Origin of the sequence: Mesorhizobium sp. M7A.F.Ca.US.002.01.1.1 (genome assembly GCF_004022955.1) — a bacterium.
In the GTDB taxonomy this organism is placed as follows: domain Bacteria; phylum Pseudomonadota; class Alphaproteobacteria; order Rhizobiales; family Rhizobiaceae; genus Mesorhizobium; species Mesorhizobium ciceri.
This window is the reverse complement of record NZ_RZQE01000094.1, coordinates 1-16,383: the sequence shown is the minus strand read 5'-3', so window position 1 is coordinate 16,383 and position 16,383 is coordinate 1. Positions and strand designations below refer to the sequence as shown.

General features: G+C 64.3%; 22 protein-coding genes and 1 pseudogene. 7 read left to right on the top strand and 16 right to left on the bottom strand.

The genetic code is table 11. From position 1 onward, the window contains the following. On the bottom strand, window positions 1-532 hold a 532-nt coding region (locus tag EN932_RS12485; protein WP_245483274.1), incomplete at its 3' end, for a sugar-binding domain-containing protein. A gap of 259 nt (window positions 533-791) precedes the next feature. Here EN932_RS12485 and EN932_RS12480 point away from each other — a divergent pair. After that, window positions 792-1,424: an HAD family phosphatase gene (locus EN932_RS12480; protein ID WP_127370269.1), complete on the top strand. Its 633-nt coding sequence runs from the start codon at window positions 792-794 to the stop codon at window positions 1,422-1,424. 84 nt (window positions 1,425-1,508) lie between these two features. Here EN932_RS12480 and EN932_RS12475 read toward each other — a convergent pair whose 3' ends face one another. The 7 genes from EN932_RS12475 to ureC all read right to left on the bottom strand — a co-directional run bounded on the left by EN932_RS12475 (window position 1,509) and on the right by ureC (window position 7,193). After that, complete coding sequence (locus EN932_RS12475) at window positions 1,509-2,276, bottom strand: class II aldolase and adducin N-terminal domain-containing protein (protein WP_024502042.1); 768 nt, start codon at window positions 2,274-2,276, stop codon at window positions 1,509-1,511. A 77-nt stretch (window positions 2,277-2,353) separates the two neighbouring features. After that, window positions 2,354-2,998, bottom strand: a complete 645-nt coding sequence (gene ureG, locus EN932_RS12470; protein ID WP_013528407.1) for an urease accessory protein UreG — start codon at window positions 2,996-2,998, stop codon at window positions 2,354-2,356. Then, window positions 2,995-3,435: a DUF3995 domain-containing protein gene (locus EN932_RS12465; RefSeq protein WP_127384817.1), complete on the bottom strand. Its 441-nt coding sequence runs from the start codon at window positions 3,433-3,435 to the stop codon at window positions 2,995-2,997. The genes ureG and EN932_RS12465 overlap by 4 nt, the downstream gene beginning before the upstream one ends. Next, on the bottom strand, window positions 3,432-4,103 hold the full coding sequence (locus EN932_RS12460) for an urease accessory protein UreF (RefSeq protein WP_063170432.1): 672 nt from the start codon (window positions 4,101-4,103) through the stop codon (window positions 3,432-3,434). Before EN932_RS12460 ends, EN932_RS12465 begins: the two co-directional genes overlap by 4 nt. Then, window positions 4,096-4,689: an urease accessory protein UreE gene (gene ureE, locus EN932_RS12455; RefSeq protein ID WP_127369236.1), complete on the bottom strand. Its 594-nt coding sequence runs from the start codon at window positions 4,687-4,689 to the stop codon at window positions 4,096-4,098. The genes EN932_RS12460 and ureE overlap by 8 nt, the downstream gene beginning before the upstream one ends. 102 nt (window positions 4,690-4,791) lie before the next feature. Continuing rightward, window positions 4,792-5,385 carry a hypothetical protein gene (locus EN932_RS12450; RefSeq protein ID WP_027161070.1) on the bottom strand — a complete coding sequence of 198 codons (594 nt, stop codon included), beginning with the start codon at window positions 5,383-5,385 and terminating at the stop codon, window positions 4,792-4,794. Window positions 5,386-5,477: 92 nt separating this feature from the next. Then, window positions 5,478-7,193: an urease subunit alpha gene (ureC, locus tag EN932_RS12445; RefSeq protein WP_164753580.1), complete on the bottom strand. Its 1,716-nt coding sequence runs from the start codon at window positions 7,191-7,193 to the stop codon at window positions 5,478-5,480. A 179-nt stretch (window positions 7,194-7,372) separates the two neighbouring features. On the opposite strand from ureC, the gene EN932_RS12440 reads away from it, so the two are divergent. Both EN932_RS12440 and EN932_RS12435 read left to right on the top strand, forming a co-directional pair. Continuing rightward, the gene (locus EN932_RS12440; RefSeq protein WP_013528400.1) at window positions 7,373-7,756 is read left to right on the top strand and encodes a hypothetical protein; all 384 of its coding nucleotides are present in this window, start codon (window positions 7,373-7,375) and stop codon (window positions 7,754-7,756) included. Window positions 7,757-7,885: 129 nt separating this feature from the next. Beyond that, the gene (locus EN932_RS12435) at window positions 7,886-8,374 is read left to right on the top strand and encodes a hypothetical protein (protein WP_063170973.1); all 489 of its coding nucleotides are present in this window, start codon (window positions 7,886-7,888) and stop codon (window positions 8,372-8,374) included. 20 nt (window positions 8,375-8,394) lie between these two features. Here EN932_RS12435 and EN932_RS12430 read toward each other — a convergent pair whose 3' ends face one another. The 5 genes from EN932_RS12430 to EN932_RS12410 are packed head-to-tail and all read right to left on the bottom strand — an operon-like array spanning window position 8,395 to window position 10,753. Next, window positions 8,395-8,700: an urease subunit beta gene (locus EN932_RS12430; RefSeq protein WP_013528398.1), complete on the bottom strand. Its 306-nt coding sequence runs from the start codon at window positions 8,698-8,700 to the stop codon at window positions 8,395-8,397. 8 nt (window positions 8,701-8,708) lie between these two features. Continuing rightward, entirely contained in the window at window positions 8,709-9,296 is a 588-nt protein-coding gene (locus EN932_RS12425) for a HupE/UreJ family protein (protein ID WP_064992831.1), read from the bottom strand. Window positions 9,297-9,329: 33 nt separating this feature from the next. Further along, complete coding sequence (locus EN932_RS12420) at window positions 9,330-9,584, bottom strand: DUF1272 domain-containing protein (RefSeq protein WP_013528396.1); 255 nt, start codon at window positions 9,582-9,584, stop codon at window positions 9,330-9,332. Between the two features lie 10 nt (window positions 9,585-9,594). Further along, window positions 9,595-9,897, bottom strand: a complete 303-nt coding sequence (locus EN932_RS12415; RefSeq protein WP_013528395.1) for an urease subunit gamma — start codon at window positions 9,895-9,897, stop codon at window positions 9,595-9,597. A gap of 28 nt (window positions 9,898-9,925) precedes the next feature. Then, window positions 9,926-10,753 carry an urease accessory protein UreD gene (locus tag EN932_RS12410; protein ID WP_084015581.1) on the bottom strand — a complete coding sequence of 276 codons (828 nt, stop codon included), beginning with the start codon at window positions 10,751-10,753 and terminating at the stop codon, window positions 9,926-9,928. A 221-nt stretch (window positions 10,754-10,974) separates the two neighbouring features. On the opposite strand from EN932_RS12410, the gene EN932_RS12405 reads away from it, so the two are divergent. The 4 genes from EN932_RS12405 (at window position 10,975) to EN932_RS37940 (ending at window position 13,725) form a co-directional block, all read left to right on the top strand. Continuing rightward, window positions 10,975-11,229 (top strand): acyl carrier protein, encoded by a 255-nt coding sequence (locus EN932_RS12405; RefSeq protein ID WP_013528393.1) that lies wholly within the window; start codon window positions 10,975-10,977, stop codon window positions 11,227-11,229. Window positions 11,230-11,234: 5 nt separating this feature from the next. Beyond that, window positions 11,235-12,443, top strand: coding sequence for a beta-ketoacyl-[acyl-carrier-protein] synthase family protein (locus EN932_RS12400; protein WP_013528392.1), 1,209 nt, complete (start codon window positions 11,235-11,237; stop codon window positions 12,441-12,443). A 163-nt stretch (window positions 12,444-12,606) separates the two neighbouring features. Continuing rightward, window positions 12,607-13,311, top strand: a complete 705-nt coding sequence (locus EN932_RS12395) for a glutathione S-transferase N-terminal domain-containing protein (protein WP_127370464.1) — start codon at window positions 12,607-12,609, stop codon at window positions 13,309-13,311. 138 nt (window positions 13,312-13,449) lie between these two features. Then, entirely contained in the window at window positions 13,450-13,725 is a 276-nt protein-coding gene (locus EN932_RS37940) for a hypothetical protein (RefSeq protein ID WP_164890471.1), read from the top strand. Window positions 13,726-13,767: 42 nt separating this feature from the next. Here the strand turns inward: EN932_RS37940 and EN932_RS12385 are convergent, their stop codons facing one another. The 3 genes and pseudogenes from EN932_RS12385 to EN932_RS12375 all read right to left on the bottom strand — a co-directional run. Beyond that, window positions 13,768-14,388: a nucleoside triphosphate hydrolase gene (locus tag EN932_RS12385; protein WP_013528389.1), complete on the bottom strand. Its 621-nt coding sequence runs from the start codon at window positions 14,386-14,388 to the stop codon at window positions 13,768-13,770. A 110-nt stretch (window positions 14,389-14,498) separates the two neighbouring features. Beyond that, entirely contained in the window at window positions 14,499-15,599 is a 1,101-nt protein-coding gene (locus EN932_RS12380; protein ID WP_127384815.1) for a hypothetical protein, read from the bottom strand. Window positions 15,600-15,716: 117 nt separating this feature from the next. After that, window positions 15,717-16,383 (bottom strand): annotated as a pseudogene (locus EN932_RS12375) (methyl-accepting chemotaxis protein); the annotation flags it as partial.

The window sequence follows — 16,383 nt, the reverse complement described above, 5'->3', positions numbered from 1 at the left end:
GCATCGGGAAGGAGCGTGCCTTGACCCTGTCGGCCATGGTGAAGATGACATTGTAGAAGGCGGCCGAACCGTCCGGCGAGATGTTGCCGGTCAACGACACCACCTTGTGTTGCGGGCATTCCATCGGCGGCAGCTGCTCGATCGCCGCCTTCAGCGTGCGCCCGGTGCCGATCGCCATGACGATCGGCGTCGGTGAACGCAACCGTCGCTCGATCTCGGCGGCAGCCGCCTCGGCGATGCCGATCGTGGTCGAGGACGAGTTGGGGTCGCTCGGCACCACTTCGACCAGATCGAGCGCAAAGCGCGATCTCAGCCGTGCCGCCAGATCGAGGCAGTTGGCGATCGGATGGTCGACGCGAACCTTGATCAAGCCCTCCGACACCGCCAGCGATACCAGCCGCTGCGCCGTTTGCCGCGAGATGCCAAGCGTCGAAGCGATCTGGTCCTGTGTGTTGCCGGCAACATAATAAAGCCAGCCGGCACGTGCCGCATCGTCCAGCCTGTTGCTGCCACCATCCTGCCGGCTATTCAAAGTCCTGCCTCCCGAGACCGCCGGTCATGAGAGCGGCCCATGCCCACTTTCGCAGGGAACGGCCTGCTGCGCAATTGTCAAATCTCGGGGGCAATTGCTTGCTGTCCCTCGGCGTAGGCACGGCCCAGTTTCTCGTCTCCCCACGATGTCCGTCTCGCCAAGAGACTTGGCTGCGGTCCCGGCAGGCGGCACGTTCTTGCGCTCCGAAGGTTTATCTCCCGGCTCAAACCCTTTAAGGGATGGCAAAAAGGAGCCTCGCATGACGCCGAAAGCGGTTTTCTGGGACATGGACGGCACGCTGGTCGACAGCGAACCGCTGCACGAAGCTGCCCTGGTGGCGGCGATGCGCAATGTCGGCCTTGTCCCGCCGGACGATCTGCATGAGCGCGTGCTCGGCGTCGCCGCCTTGCCGGTCTACGAGATGATGCGCGACGAGTTCGGCCTGGACCTGCCTTTCGACGACTGGATCCTGCGCAAATACGAACACTACCTGCCGCTGGTGGAGAGCTTGAAGCCGCGCCCCGGCGCGATCGAGATCTTCAACGAGCTGCGTGCAAGAGGCATCCAGCAGGCCGTGGTCTCGAATTCGGACCGGATGATCGTCGACGCCAATTTGAGCATGGTCGGCCTGATCTACCCCGGCATGAAGACGATCAGCCGCAACGACGTGCGCGAAGGCAAGCCGCATGCCGAGCCATTCCTGCGCGCCGCGTATCTGGCCGATGTCGATCCCGCGCAGGCGGTAGCGATCGACGACAGCTGGCCGGGCGCCATGGCAGGGCTGGCGGCGGGAATGAAGACGATCTTCTGGCCGGAAAAGCCGATGGAAGGCCCGCCCGGCGCCATCGTCATCAACAGCGCCGAGGAATTGGGGAAAGAGCTGGGGCTCTGAGGAAAACCGCCCAGGTCGGCGCCGCCCCTCATCCGCCTGCCGGCACCTTCTCCCCGTATAGTGACGGCATGGGGAGAAGGACGCTCAATTCCGGTAGACCGGTTCCTGCTCGTCGAGGATCGCCTTCAACTCGCTGAGATGGCGTTCGGCCTGGCCGGGGTAATCGTCCATCTCGCTCGCCGCCTTTTCGGCGATCGCGTCGGACAGCGTGCGCAGCGGGCGGCCGGTCCACAGCGCCTTGATGTAGGTCTCGGCGGCGCGCTCGAAATAGAACATGCGGTTGAAGGCATCGGCGACCGTGTCGCCGATGACCAGCACGCCGTGATTGCCCATCACCATCACCTTGACCTTGGGATCGACGAGAAGCTGCGAGCAGCGCTCGCCCTCCTCCTCGAAGGCCAGCCCGCCATAGTGCGCGTCGACCACATGGCGGTTGAAGAACATCGCCGAATTCTGGTCGATCGGCGGCAATGTCGAGTCAGCGAGCGATGCCAGCACCGTGGCGTGGATCGAGTGCACATGCATGACGCAGCGCGCGTGACGCACATTGCGATGGATGGCGCCATGCAGCCCCCACGCCGTCGGGTCGGGCGCATTGGGGCCGGAGAGCGTTTCCGGATCGTTGGCATCGATCATCAGAAGGTCGCTCGCCTTGATGCGCGAGAAATGCACCTGGTTGGGGTTCATGAGGAATTGTGTGCCCTCATCATTGACGGCCAGCGAGAAATGATTGGCCACCGCCTCGTGCATGTTGAGCCGCGCCGTCCAGCGGAAGGCACAGGCGAGATCGACGCGCTCCTCATAGTAGGGCAGGTTGGTCAGCGTTTCCTTTTGCAGACGGGCAAGGCTCATCGAAAAATTCTCCGGTTTCGGCAAGAATGCCGTGGCCAGCCCATTCCCGCAACCGGTTTTGGTTGGTGCAGGGATGCTCACGCCGCCGTGCTGGCAGCGGCAGCGCCGGCTCGCAGGCCGCCATGCTCGATGATGAAATCGATCACCTCCTGCAGTCCCTTGCCGCGCGACAGGTCCGTGAAGCCGAACGGCCGCTTGCCGCGCATGCGGCCGGCGTCGCTCTCCATGACATCGAGATTGACGTTCACGTAGGGTGCCAGATCGCTCTTGTTGATGACCAGGAAATCGGAGCGGGTGATCGCCGGCCCGCCCTTGCGCGGAATCTCCTCGCCCTGGCAGACCGAGATGACATAGAGCGTCAGGTCGGCGAGATCCGGCGAGAAGGTGGCGGCAAGGTTGTCGCCGCCGGATTCGATGAAGACGATGTCGAGGTCCGGGAACTTCCTGTTCATCTGCGCGATCGCCTGCAGATTGATCGAGGCATCCTCGCGGATCGCGGTATGCGGGCAGCCGCCGGTCTCGACACCCATGATGCGGTCCTCGGGCAGCGCCTGCAGCCGCGCCAGCATCATGGCGTCTTCCTTGGTGTAGATGTCGTTGGTGACGACGGCGATGGAAAACTCGTCGCGCAGCGCCTTGCACAGTTTTTCGGTCAGCGTCGTCTTGCCCGAACCGACCGGGCCGCCAATGCCGACGCGCAGCGGACCATTTGTCTGTGTCATGCGGGAAACTCCGTGATGGCGAGGATGGCAAAGCCGAGCCCGATCAACAGGCACAGCGGCGAATAATAGCGGACATCGAGCCGCGCGAAAGGCTGTTCAGGCGTCAGCCGCCGCCACCACGGCGTGAAGCCGGCTATGCCGCGTCCCAGGAACACCAGACCGATGAGCAGCGACGTGGCGGCGAGACCCTCCTTGGGGAAGGGTGAAGCGAAGACTCCCATGAGCGCCAGCGGCCATAGTGTCGCCAAGCAGAGGCATGCGGCAACGGCGAAACTGGCGAACGGCGTCGGCATCTCATCGACGCCGCGAAAGCCGACCACGGCACGGGCGCAGGAGGCCGCATCCTGGCCCGGCCAGATGCCGCCAAGACTCCAATAGACATGCAGCGCGGTGATCAGGAGCAGAACAGTCGAAAGCGAGAAGGCGAGAAAAATCATGAGCGGAACAGTCGCGAATATTGGGTTTCATGCTTCATCGCCATGACATCGGAGACGAAGGCGCAGCCACCGAGATCGTCGAGTGTCGAGCGCGCGGCGCGGCTTGCGGTCGCCAGGGCCAGCGGCTCGAAGCCGGCTAACAACGTGGTCGCGCCGCTCTGGCCGACGATGCCAAGCCGGATCGCTGCCTGCACAAGGTTGGAGAAGAAGGTTTGCAGGAAGGCTGACAGCGCATCCTGAAGCGCGATGCCGTTGCCACCCGCAATGGCGCCGACGGCGACGCAATAGGCGCATTCGGCCGGCAGGCGCTCCAGCACCGGATTAGGCCAGGCGGCCGCCGCTTTGAGGAAGGCTCCACCCTGCAGCATGGTCTCGGTATGGCGTTCGCGCGAGCCGGCCAGGGCTTCGGCGAGTGCCGCCACTTCATCGAGATCACCGGTGCCGCATGCCCGGCGCCAGCTCTCGGCGAACAGCACGGCGTCGTTCCAGCCCGAGCCCATCTCGACCAGCGTCTCCAGCCAGCCGGCGAGGCTCCCGGCATCGGCAACCAACCCGTCATGCACCGCCCGCTCGAGACCATGGCTGTAGGAAAAGCCGCCGACCGGAAAGGCAGGCGACAGCCACGCCATCAGCCGCAGCAGGGCGATGTTCGAAGGCTGGTCAGTCATGATCGTGGTGATGGCCGGCATGACTGTGCGAATGGGAACGCGCTTCGCCATGAGAATGGCTGTGCGCTTCGGCGTGGCTGTGGGCATGCGCATGGCCGTGATCGTGGCTTTGCCCGCCATGCCCGGAATAGGCGCCGCGCACCGGCTTGAACGGTTCGGAAACGTCGGTCACGGTGGCGCCCAGCCCCTCCAGCATCGCCTTGATGACATGGTCGCGCAGGATGAGGATGCGTCCGGCCTCGATGCCTGCCGCGAGATGGCGGTTGCCGATATGCCAGGCGAGTTCGGCCAGATGCACGCCATCGCGGGCGCGGATGTCGTAGACCTCTTCCGGTGCCGCGATGATCTCGATATGGCCGCCATTCTCCAGCACCAGCCGGTCGCCATCGTTCAAGGCGACGGGTTCGGGCAGGTCGACCAGCACCTTGCCGCCGTCGGCAAGTTCGATGGCCCGGCGGCGCAGATGCCGCTCGTCATGGGCGAGAATGGCCCGGCCGGACGGTAGGGTGGTTCCGGCAGCGCCGGCGGACAGCACCGAGACGGCGCGCGGGAATTTGGTGAAGTCGGTGTTGAGGTTGAGCTTCATTTCATGGATTTCCCATTTGCTTGTGCCCGCACACGCGCGATCCAACGGCCTTGTACATGTCGAACCCTGCCTTTCCCCAACAAGCTAGATCATCGCGTTCGTTCAGACGATGGTGTCGAAGAGCCGCAGGATGAACGATATCTGATAGATAAGCGCCGCCGTGACAAAGGCGATGTGGAAGCGGCGGTCGCGCACCAGGATCGCGATGATGCAGAGCGCGACGAAGACCGGCGTGCGGAACAGATACTCGCTGCCGAAGCGGGCGAAATGCTCCGGCCCCTTCAGCAGCGTGTCGACCACGTCGAGCAGATAGGTCGCCGCCAGCAGGCCGAAGAACCACGCCCGGCGCGAATAGAAGAAATCCTCGTAGCTGGTGTAGTCCAGCATCGAATCTGGGAACAAAAGCGCGCACAGCAGGAACAGCGTGATCGCGTAGAAAATGATGAACAAATATTTGCCGAAGGTCCAGATCTCGACGGCGTAGAGGCCGAACTCCCACCACCAGAAATGCACCAGCATCAGGAGCACCGAGACGACCCAGGCCAGATGCACGGTATAGAGCTTGTACTGGCCGGGATGCTGGACGATGCGCGCCACCCCCGACAGCAGGCGGGCGACACCAAGCCCGATCACCATGCCCATGACGATGCGGATGTGCGGGAAGATGTCGTGGGCGGAAGCGATTTCGGTGGTCATGCTCGATCACAATGCAGCTGTTGGTTGGCCGCATAGTGCTGCCTTCCACCAAGGGCTGCAACGGATAATGCGCGCCCGGTGGAAGCGCCGCTTCAAAACAGAAAATACCGTTGCGCCATCGGCAGCACCGTCGCCGGCTCACAGGTCAGCAACTCGCCGTCGGCGCGCACCTCGTAGGTTTCCGGATCGACCTCGACATGCGGCGTGGCGTCGTTGAGCACCATCGAATGCTTGCCGATGCCGCCGCGGGTGTTTTCGACGGCGACGAACTGCTTGTCGACACCGAGCCTGCCATGCAGTCCCGACTCGAGCGCTGCCTTCGAAACGAAGGTCACCGACGAGTTGGTCCTGGCCTTGCCATAGGCGCCGAACATCGGCCGGTAATGCATCGGCTGCGGCGTCGGGATCGAGGCGTTGGGGTCGCCCATCGGGGCGGCGGCGATCATGCCGCCGATCAGCACCATGTCCGGCTTGACGCCGAAGAAGGCCGGGTTCCACAGCACCAGGTCGGCGCGTTTGCCAACCGCGATCGAGCCGATGTCTTTCGACAGCCCATGCGCGATGGCCGGGTTGATCGTGTATTTGGCGATGTAGCGGCGGACGCGGAAATTGTCGTTGTTGCCGGTCTCCTGCGGCAGCGAGCCGCGCTGGCGTTTCATCTTGTCGGCGGTCTGCCAGGTCCGGATCGCGACTTCGCCGACGCGGCCCATGGCCTGCGAATCCGACGAGATGATCGAGAAGGCGCCGATGTCGTGCAAAATGTCTTCCGCCGCGATGGTCTCCTTGCGGATGCGGCTTTCGGCAAAGGCGATGTCTTCGGGGATCGACGGCGACAGATGATGGCAGACCATCAGCATGTCGAGATGCTCGGCCAGCGTGTTGACCGTGTAGGGCCGCGTCGGATTGGTCGAGGACGGGATGACGTTGGGCAGGCCGCAGACCTTGATGATGTCGGGCGCGTGGCCGCCGCCGGCGCCCTCGGTGTGGAAGGCGTGGATGGTGCGGCCCTTGATGGCGGCGACCGTGTTCTCGACAAAGCCGGATTCGTTCAGTGTGTCGGTGTGGATCATCACCTGCACGTCGTAATCGTCGGCGACCGACAGGCAGCAATCGATGGCCGCCGGCGTCGTGCCCCAGTCCTCGTGCAGCTTCAGCGAGCAGGCGCCGCCCAGCACCATTTCCTCGAGCGCGGCGGGCAGCGAGGCATTGCCCTTGCCCGACAGGCCGATGTTCATCGGAAAGGCGTCGAAGGACTGGATCATGCGGGCCATGTGCCATGGCCCCGGCGTGCAGGTGGTGGCCAGCGTGCCGTGCGCCGGGCCCGTGCCGCCGCCGAGCATGGTGGTGATGCCTGACATCAGCGCTTCCTCGATCTGCTGCGGGCAGATGAAGTGGATATGCGCGTCGAAGCCGCCTGATGTCAGGATCTTGCCTTCGCCGGCGATGATCTCGGTGCCGGGGCCGATGATGATGGTGACGCCATCCTGCGTGTCCGGATTGCCGGCCTTGCCGATGGCCGCGATGCGCCCGTCCCTGAGGCCGATGTCGGCCTTGAAGATGCCTGCACTGGCATCGATCACCAGCGCGTTGGTGATCACGGTATCGACGGCGCCTTGCGCCCTGGAAACCTGGCTCTGGCCCATGCCGTCGCGGATCACCTTGCCGCCGCCGAATTTCACCTCTTCGCCATGGATGGTGAGATCCTTCTCGACCTCGATGAACAGTTCGGTGTCGGCAAGCCGTACTCTGTCGCCGACCGTCGGGCCGTACATCTGCGCGTAGGCGGCGCGGGTAATTCTGGCCATCAGCGATTGCTCCCGAAATGCGGTTTGCCGAAATGCGGTTGGATTGAAGCGCGGCTGCACATTGCTGCCATCCTATGGTCACGCAATGACCTGCTGGGCGACACCTTCTGATCCCATTTGGCGGTTGAGGTTAGGGCGTCACCCCAGACCGACCGTTTGCCAATCGATGGAAAGGAAAATCCATGCGCAAAACGATAGTTCTTGCCGCCGCCGCCAGCCTGATGCTGGCGGGCGCCGCCAGTGCCCAGCAGCAACCCGCGCCACAGCCCGCTCCGGCGCCGGCAACGCCTGCTCCAGCCACGCCCCAGGCTCAGCCCGCGGTGCCGACGATCCAGAGCGTCAACATCGTCGACATCACGGAGCTGCCAAAGGACACCCAGACGCAGGTCAACCAGGTGATCGCCCAGCGCGGCGATGACGGCTTGAAGAAACTGCGCAGCTCGATCGACGCCACACCCAAGGTCAAGTCGGCGCTCGAGGCCAAGGGAATGACCTCGGCGCAGGTGGTCGCAGCCAGTATGGAACCCAATGGCGCACTGACCCTGATCACCAAGAAGGCGAGCTGACGCCACGGCATGGCGGGCCGGCATCCGGCCGGCCGGCCGCATCGGGAAAGGAACCTTCGCCGGGCCGGATTCGTTTTGTTCTTTTCGCGCTAACCCGCGCCCCGAAACGATTTCTCTCAGGAGCGAGCGATGGCGATCACTTCTTTCTCGACCAGAATGCAGGCAGTCGCCGCCATGACGTTCCTGGCGGCGGCTGGTCCTGCTGCCGGACTGAAGGCGCAAGGACTGGAAAGCACGGAGACCGTCAATCGCATCGTCGGCTCGCAGGTCAAGCAGGAAGAGGCCAAGGCCAACACCGAGGCCGGCAACGTCAACACGGCGATCGACCGCACGCGTGAAAACATCGGCACGGTGCGCAAGACATCCAAGCTCGACAAGGTCGACATCGTGTTCCTCACCGACGCCGCGCGCAGCGAAGGCGGCCCGCCGCCGGAGATCGAGGCCAAGGTCAAGCAGCATCAGGACGACATTACGGAGCTGCGCAAGGAGATCGAGGCCAACGCGCTGCTGTTCAACGCCATCGAATCGCGGCGCGTGCAGGCGCAGGATGTCCTCGCCGTCGAATTCGACAATCCCGGAAAGATCGTCATCTACGCCGCGGCCAAGCCATCGAACTGAGCTGAGCGCGCCGGAAGATCTCACAGCTTGCCCATCACCTTCTGCTGAAATCCGTAGACCTCGCGCTTGCCGCCGAGCGGCACCAGCGTGACGTCGCGCTCCTGGCCCGGCTCGAAGCGCATGGCCGTGCCCGCGGCAATGTCGAGGCGCATGCCACGCGCCCGTTCGCGGTCGAATTTCAGCCCCTCATTGGTTTCGAAGAAATGGTAGTGGCTGCCGACCTGGATCGGCCGGTCGCCGCTGTTGGCGACTTTCAGGGTGACGGTCTGCAGGCCCTTGTTGAGCTCGATGTCGCCGCCCACCGTGATGATTTCACCGGGGATCATGGTCACCCTCACACGATGCCGAAGGCGAGACCGATGCCGATCGCCGCGCAGGCGGCACCGGCAGCGCGGGCCAGGCCACGAAACCGGATGCCGAGACCGAGACCGGTGGCGATGCCGGTGGCATGCAGCAACAGCGTGGCGATCGCAAAGCCGGCCATGTATTCAAGCCCGCCGGCATTCTCCGGCACCTCGGTGCCATGCGCGTGGCCGTGGAAAAGTGCGAACAGGCCGATGATGGCGACGCCGGCCGAGACCGGCAGATCGATCGCCAGCGCCACCAGCAGTCCGAGTGTCACGACCGATGCCAGTATGCCCGGTTCGACGAAGGGCAGCGGCATATGCAGCATGCCCAGCGCGCCGCCGACCAGCATGACGCCGACAAAGGCAGCCGGCCAGGCAAGAACCGCCTTGCCGCCCTTGAGCGCCGCCCACAGCCCGACCGCGATCATCACCGTCATGTGATCGAGGCCGGAGAGCGGGTGCATGAAGCCGGCCGTGAAGGAGGAGGTGGTACCCAGGCCGACATGGGCATAGGCCGGCAGGGCGGCGGCCAGCAGCAGGATCGCCGACAGGCAGAGGCGTTTGGCGGATATCATTCTGTTTGCCTTTCGTTTTGCTCGGTCTGGTGTTCACGCCGCCTTGCGGGGGCCGCAGCCTTCGGCCTTGAGAACGCGTTTGGCTGACGCCGGATATTTCTTCAGCATCGCTGCCGGGCGGATCGGCCGCGCCGAAAAACCACCGCCGCAATTGGGGCAGATGCCGCCCAACACCTGTTCCACGCATCCGGCGCAAAAGGTGCACTCGAAGGTGCAGATCAGCGCATCCGTCGCCTCGGGCGGCAGGTCCTTGTCGCAGCATTCGCAGTTGGGACGCAGCTCCAGCATCCTGTCCTCCTCAACGGATCGGTTCGTGCACGGTCACCAGCTTGGTGCCGTCGGGAAACGTCGCCTCGACCTGCACGTCATGGATCATCTCGGCGATGCCTTCCATGACTTGCGCGCGGCTGACGACATGAGCGCCGGCTTCCATCAGTTCGGCAACCGGACGGCCGTCGCGGGCGCCTTCGACGACGAAATCGGTGATCAGCGCAATCGCTTCCGGATGGTTGAGCTTGACGCCGCGTTCGAGCCGCTTGCGCGCCACCATCGCCGCCATGGCGATCAGCAGCTTGTCCTTTTCCCTCGGCGTCAGGTTCATGCGTTTCCCTGGATTGGTAGAGGCAGGCCTATAGTGACCATAATTTGGGCAACCCCGCCCTTCCGTTGAGCAATTCGACGAGTGGAACCAGCCGCTGGCGCAGCCGGTAGCCATCCCCGGCGTAGAGCCTCGCAAGAAGCTTGCCAGATTTCTTCACGCGCCAGGCGCTGGCGCTGCCCTGGTCGCCGACGATCTCCAGAACCGGATCGAGCAGGGCTTCGGCGCGCGGCGACACCAGAAGCAATGTCGCCACCGCGATCGCGCCGCCGGCAACCGCCGGGCGATCGAGCGTTGCGGCGATATCGGGCCCGATGCGGAAATCCTCGGCATGAACGAGGGCGCCATCCTGACGCACACGCCAGCGGTCATGGAAGTTGCCCTGCGTGGCGCGTTCGCCCATCGCCAGGCGGCCGAAGACGGCGGCTTCCAGCACCAGCGCCTCGGCGCCGACGGCAAGCTCGACGTCGAGCGTGCGGGCAAAGGCCGCCCGGTCGAAGACGATGGTTTCCTGCGGCAGCCAGGCGATGCGGCCGTTTTCGCCTACCGACAAATTGACCCGCACTTCGGCATGGTCGGATGCCGCCCGGTAGATCTTCTCGCAGGCCTGCGTGGTGATCGATGCCGAAGCGGCCGCGCCGACATCCACGTCCCAGGCGATACGGTCGCCGCCCGTCATTCCGCCGGCGGTGTTGATCAGCACCGCTTCGAGCGGATCGGCCGAGACGGCCGGCATTCTTATCTTGGCGGCGCCGTCCTGATAGAGGCGCCGCAAGCGCGTGCGGCCCTCGCCAAGCGCACAGGAAAGCCGCGCCACGCCCGCAACGCGCTGCGTCGAAATCCCGCCATGTTCGCCCATATCCATGCCTGCACGTTAAGCACTCCGGCGGCTTTGTCGATATGGAGTTCGATATAGCTTGTTGCTTGACAACGTTTCGGTTTCTATAGAGGGAACCACCTTGGTACGGTCATGCTGCGCTTGGCGGGGGTATTAAACGACGACGGCGGCTTGATACCAGGAGAAAAAGGGGCGCTGCTCAGTCGGCGTCGGGAAACGCGAGATAGTGGGGAAGGAACCGAATGGCCGACCAGCTGGCAACGGATATCATCGCGAAGATCAAGGCTCATGCCGAGCCGGGCGGCGAAGAAATCACCACCACCACCGAATTGACCTCGCTTGGCATCCATTCGCTCGAGCTGACGGAGATTATCTTCGATCTTGAGGAAGAGTATGGCATCGAGATCGAGATGAACACGGTCGACGCCTGGAGCAATCTGAAGAACGTCGGCGACATGGTCGAAGCTGTGCGCGCGCTGATCGCGAAAAAAGCCTGAACTGAATGCGGCAGCGCGTTGTCATCACCGGCATGGGCGGCATTTGCGGGCTCGGCACCAGCGCGCCCGCGATCTGGAACGAGATGCGCGCCGGCCGCTCGGCCATCGGCCAGATCACAAGTCCCCAACTGCATGATCTGAAGGTCAAGGTCGGCTGCGAAATCAAGACGCTTCCCGATCACGGCATCGACCGCAAGCAGACCGTGTCGATGGACCGCTTCAGCCTGCTGGCGACGATCGCAGCCAGGGAAGCCATGCAGCACGCCGGCCTGGTCTCGAATGAAGCCACCACCTATCGGATGGGCACCGTCGTCGGCGTCGGCGTCTGCGGCTGGGAGGCGATCGAGGAGAGCTATCGCGCCATCCTGGTCGAGGGCAAGAACCGCGCCGGCATCTTCACCGTGCCAAAGGTCATGCCAAGCGCGGCCTCTGGCCACGTCAGCATGAATCTGGGCCTGCGCGGCCCGGTCTTCGGCGTCACCTCGGCCTGTTCGTCGTCCAACCACGCCATCGCCTCGGCCGTCGACCAGATCAGACTTGGCCGCGCCGACGTGATGGTCGCCGGCGGCACCGATGCGCCGCTGGTCTGGGGCATCCTGAAGGGCTGGGAAGCATTGCGCGTGCTGGCGCCCGACACCTGCCGGCCATTTTCGGCCGACCGCCAGGGACTGTCGCTCGGCGAGGGCGCCGGCATGGCGGTCCTGGAGACGTACGAGCACGCCATGGCGCGCGGCGCCACCATCCTTGCCGAGGTCGCCGGCGCCGGCCTCTCCGCCGACGCCTCCGACATTGTCGCGCCGACCGTCGAAGGGCCGACGGCGGCCATGCGCGCCTGCCTCGCCGATGCCGGCTTCAATCCCGAGGATGTCGACTACCTCAACGCCCATGGCACCGGCACCAAGGCCAACGACCAGATCGAGACGGCAGCGATCAAGCGCGTCTTCGGCGACCATGCCTACAAGCTTTCGGTGTCGTCGACCAAGTCGATGCACGCCCACTGCCTCGGCGCATCGGGTGCGCTGGAGATGATCGCCTGCGTGATGGCGATCCGCGAAGGCATCGTGCCGCCGACGGCCAATTTTCGTGAGCCCGATCCCGATTGCGACCTCGACGTCACGCCGAATGTGCCGCGCGAGCGCAAGGTGCGCGCCGCGATCAGCAACGGCTTCGCGTTCGGCGGCACCAATGCCGTGCTGGCCTTCAAGGCTGTCTGATCTAGGGGGCGGGCGGATCTGCCCCAGGCCGGCCATTCCGTTGACTGTCCGTGCTCGATGAAACCCTTCGCCGCCATATTGATCGTGCCGTGCGCCGCGTCTAATCCTTGGCCGACCCGCCAAAACCGCGCCGCTCGGCGCGAATCCTCATCCAGGAGTTTCCATGGCAGACCTGTCCGCCTTTCCGATCGCAACGCGTTGGCCGGCCAAGCATCCGGACCAGCTCCAGCTCTATTCGGCGACAACGCCGAACGGGGTGAAGATATCGATCGCCCTGGAGGAACTCGGCCTTCCTTACGAGCCGCATTGGGTCAACATCGGCCAGAACGAAAGCTGGACACCGGAATTCCTGTCGCTCAATCCCAACGGCAAGATACCGGCGATCATCGATCCCAACGGCCCGGACGGCAAGCCGATCGGCCTGTTCGAATCCGGCGCCATCCTGCTCTACCTTGCTGAAAAGACCGGCCTGCTCATGCCCATTGATGGCGCGCGCCGCTACGAGACCATCCAGTGGGTGTTCTTCCAGATGGCCTCGGTCGGGCCAATATTCGGCCAGGTCGGCTTCTTCCACAAATTCGCCGGCCGCGAAATCGCCGACAAACGCCCTCTGGAGCGCTATCGCGACGAGTCAAAGCGACTGCTCGGCGTGCTCGACGGCCGGCTGAAAGGGCGCAAGTGGATCATGGGCAATGACTACACCATCGCCGACATCTCGCTGCTCGGTTGGGTGCGCAACCTGATCGGATTCTACGAAGCGCGCGAACTCGTCGGCTTTGACGATTTCGCCCATCTGGGAACATGGCTGGAGCGCGGCCTGGCGCGGCCGGCGGTGCAAAAAGGCCTGGCCATCCCGGCCAAGGGATAGAAAAACCAGCCTCCGAAGCGCGGCTATTTCGCCTTCGCTTTGGCTTTCGAACCGCCTTTGCCCATGACGGAAGCAGCGAGCGAGGCAGCACCTCGGGCGGCGACCATGACTGCGCCGGCAGCGACGTTGGCCGTGGCCTTGGCCGTGCGCATCGCACTGCCGCCTAAGGAGTCGCTGGAACTCGCGGGCTTCTTCGGCTTTGGGGCTTTTGGCGCGGCTTTCGCTGCGGCCGGCACCACTTTCTTCGGCGCTGCCTTGCCGAAAGCCGGCTTGGCGTCCTTTGAACGGGCTGTCATCGCCGGGCCGGCGCCGGTTTTGGATTGGGTCGCCTTGCCCTTGGCGGGCGCAGGCTTTTTTGCCTTGGTTGCCATTGGACCGAATCCCTCTTTTGGCACAATTGTCGTGTCGGGATAACGGCCTGAAAGTCTTAAGGTTCCCCTTGCACAATCCGTCGAATCAAGCGGAAAGGCCGATCACCAGATCGGCGGCACTGCGCCGCGCGAGCACGCGCTCGATGTTGGGCAGGTCGTTGGAAGCGATCCAGGCGCGCGCATCTTCATCGGAGCGGCCATGCTCGTGCCAGCGCTCCATCAGGCGGCGCTCGAGCTCGTTGCGCGGCACGTCGACGAAGATCGAGAAATCGAACAGCGGCGCCAGCCGCGACCACGGCTCTTCGTCGAGCAGCAGGTAATTGCCCTCGACCAGGATGAACTTGGTTTCTGTGGCGACGATCGAGGCTGCGGCGCGCGACAGTTCCATGCTGCGGTCGAAGACCGGAATGGCGATGTCGGGTTCACCGGCACGGATACGCTTCAGCAAGGCCTCAAAACCGGCAAAGTCGAAGGTTTCCGGCGCGCCCTTGCGCGCGCGCAGACCGCGCCGCTCGAGCACGGCGTCGTCATAGTGGAAGCCGTCCATCGGTACGACCTCCGCTGCACCTTCGGGCAGCAGTTCATGCAGCCTTGCCGACAGCGTCGACTTGCCGGCGCCCGGTGGACCGGCAATGGCGACGATGAAGCGGTTTGCCTTGCCGGCACGCTTGAAGATGGTGGCGGCGAGATGGGCGATTTCGGACATGAGAGCCTCTCTGGCAGAGCTTCAGATCCACCATGTTCCGCATGATGATTTCGGCCACATCTTGGCGACAGTTCACGGAAATTTCAAACCCTGCGGCCGCGCAATCACACCTACGAGGCCAGCGGCTGGCCGATGCGCAGGAAATCGCTGTCGAAGGGAACCTCCGGCGTCGAACCACCGGCTTGCAGCCGCATGCGGCCATCCGCCGTCATGACGTCCCGCGGCGGCTCGCCGCCCGACAGCGGCAGGACGCCGATGACGTGGCGAAAGGACACGCTTTGGCCTTCGCCCAGCGCAAAAGCGGTCGCCACCCCTTCGCGCTTCAGCCAGTTGTCGCCGATCGAGGCGGCATGGCCGACGGCAGCGCGGCCATCCTCGATGCCGAGCACGCCAAGGTGGCGGCCGCTCCATGGGGCGTAGTCGCGCCCGCCATTGCTGAACCACAGCATGGTGATTGGCAGTTCGGCCGGGTTCTTCAGCACCAGCACCAGATCGTCCTCGGCCTGTCGTGCAAGCGCGGTCCATCCCGGCCCGCCATGGTCGGCTTCGACCAGCGTGATGAAATCCTCGCGGCGGTCATCCATACGGTATTCCGTCAGGTCGAGCGTGCCGCCGCCGGCGGCGGGAAAATGACCGAGATCGGCGGAGCGCGCCGGATAGGCGAGCATGAAGCGGCCGCGTGCGGGATCGGGCTCCAGCGGGTCGTCCAGCGTCGCGGCAAAACGCTTCGGCGAAAAGGCCAGCCTGCCGCCGCCGGTCATGGCCGTCATCGGGTGATGGGCGACCGAGATGGCACCATGGCCGCCTGAAAACGCATGCTCCTGGTAGAGGAAGGGATGGCCGTCGTGCAGCGTCAGGATCTTGTCGACCGAAGCGCCCATTACCTTGTGCCGCAAGCGGTAGACGGCGCGCCAGCCATCGTCGGTCGCGACACTTTCGACGACATCCCAGGCGCTGTTGGCCGTCCAGCCATGCAGCGGCGCTTCCTCGACATCGCTGCGCGAAAACGGCGCGCAGAGGAAATCGCCGGACAGCCGAACCGTGCCTTCCGGCAGGTCTTTCGGCAGCGTCTCGTTCGCATCGACCCAGGGCGCGCGATGCAGCGGCTTCAGCTGCCGCCCGCCGCCCTCGACGACCATGTCGGCGATGTGGCCGACCGTGAGGTCGAGCGAAACCGAAATGCCTCTGGCCTTGATGGTGTGGATGGTCATTGCGCTGTCACCGATTCTGAAGGCGCAAACTGAACCGTTCGGCGGCGGTTGCGCAAGCACTGCGACAGGGCATTTTTGCATCGCGCACCTTCACCTTCCCCACAAGGGGAGGGTGAGCTACTGTCGCTTGTATTCCCGCACCGGCGACTTGGTGTCGTCGGTGTAGGTAACCTGCACCGACATCGATTTCACGCTGTCGGCGACCTTGAAATAGGGTTGGTAATCGTAGGGAATGGCGTAGGGGTCCTTCTTGTCGCAAGGCGGCATCTTGATCTCCTTGTCGAGTGCCGCGCCGTTCAGGCTGTAATGCACCTGTTTGATGGCGCAGCGGTAGGACAGCATCTGGGTGAAATAGACCAGGCCGTGGTTGCCGCTGGCATCGAAGGCGATCCACGAGGTCCAGAACTGGTCGAGGATCTGCTTGTTGCCTTGCTGAAGCGCTGTTTCGGGGTCGAAGCGGATGTCGAACGGGCCGGTCTCGCGGCCCCTGATATCGAGATATTTGATCGCAATGATCCCCGCCACGGTGCTGTCGGGCATCTCGAAGCTCGGATTGGCCATCGGCTTGCCGGTCGTCGGGTCGTTCATGGCCAGGAAACCGGTGTCGGTGAAAGGACCGCTGTCGCCCATGCGCCAGGAGATGGCGGTCGCCGGCTCGGGCAGCGAGATGGTCATCGACCAGCCCTGGTTGGAGCGCATCGGCGTCAGCGAAGGCACGAAGCGGGCGGGGTCGAGCACGTCGCCAAGCGCCGCCAGCCGGCTGCGGCTGCGGTCCAGCCAGTCG